This is a genomic window from Streptomyces sp. NPDC050625 (assembly GCF_040654755.1).
GTDB lineage: Bacteria > Actinomycetota > Actinomycetes > Streptomycetales > Streptomycetaceae > Streptomyces.
In genome coordinates this window covers 1-1,234 of the sequence record NZ_JBFAIQ010000124.1, presented here as the reverse complement: position 1 = coordinate 1,234, position 1,234 = coordinate 1, and the positions used below count along the sequence as shown (strand labels likewise).

Here is a 1,234-nt window from a genome sequence, read left to right as displayed (position 1 = left end):
CACGGCATCTCGCCCGACTGGCACGCCCTCTTCCCGAGCGCCCGCCGCGTCGACCTGCCGACCTACGCCTTCCAGCGCGAGCGCTACTGGCTCGACGTTCCCCAGGCGTCCGGTGACGTCCGGGCCGCCGGTCTGGGGGCGGCGGACCATCCGCTGCTCGGTGCCGCGATTGCGACGGCCGACAGCGATAGGGTCCTGCTCACCGGACTGCTTTCCCTTGAAACCCACCCCTGGCTCGCCGACCACGCCGTGAACGGGACCGTTCTGCTGCCCGGCACCGCGTTCGTCGAGTTGGCGATCCGGGCGGGCGACGAGACGGGGTGCGGAAGGATCGAAGACCTCACCCTTGAGGTTCCGCTGGTGGTGCCCGAGCGCGGTGGCGTGACCCTTCAGGTGACGGTCGGCCCGGAGGACGAGTCCGGTCGGCGGCAGCTGAGCGTGCACTCGCGTGTCGACGACGGTTCGTGGCTGCGGCACGCGACGGGTGTGCTGTCCTCGGCAGAGGCACCGTCCGCCGCGGCATTCGGCGCGTGGCCGCCGGCGGGTGCGGAGGCCGTCGATCTGACGGCGTTCTACGAGGGTATGGCCGCCGCCGGCCTGGACTACGGTCCTGTCTTCCAGGGGCTGCGCTCGGTGTGGCGCGCCGGGGACGACGTCTTCGCCGAGGTCGAGCTGCCGGAGGAGTCGGCTGCCGAGGCGTCGGCGTTCGCCCTGCACCCGGCGCTGCTGGACGCCGCCCTGCACGCGCTGGTCGCCGGTGGGCTGGTGTCGCTGGACGATGGCCCGGCCCTGCCGTTCGCCTGGTCCGGCGTTGACGTACACGCCGCCGGTGCGGCGATGATGCGGGTGAAGCTGTCGCGGACGGCCACGGGTTCGGTGACGCTGGCCGTGGCCGATGGCGCCGGTGACCCGGTGGCCTCGGTCGAGTCGCTGTCGTTGCGGGCCGTCTCGGCGGAGCAACTGCGGAATGCCGGTGGCAGCGATCAGCTGTTCGGACTGGAGTGGACGCCGTTCGTTCTTCCCTCCGCGACCGACGCGTTGACGTTCGAGGCCGTCGCGGACTTCGACGCACTGCGGGAGTCGGAAGGGGCACCGGACGTCGTCGTCGTTCCGTGCCCGGTGGGGTCCGGTAGGGAGAGCGCCGACCGTGTGCATGGCATCGCGGGTGAGGTTCTGGCGTTGGTGCAGTGGTGGTTGGCGGAGGATCGTGCGGGGCGTTTGGCGTTGGTGACGC

General features: G+C 71.7%; 1 protein-coding gene. It reads left to right on the top strand.

The genetic code is table 11. The features are described 5' to 3' along the window. A partial coding sequence (locus AB0I54_RS48180; RefSeq protein WP_363302760.1) for a polyketide synthase dehydratase domain-containing protein occupies positions 1-1,234 on the top strand: 1,234 nt, incomplete at both ends.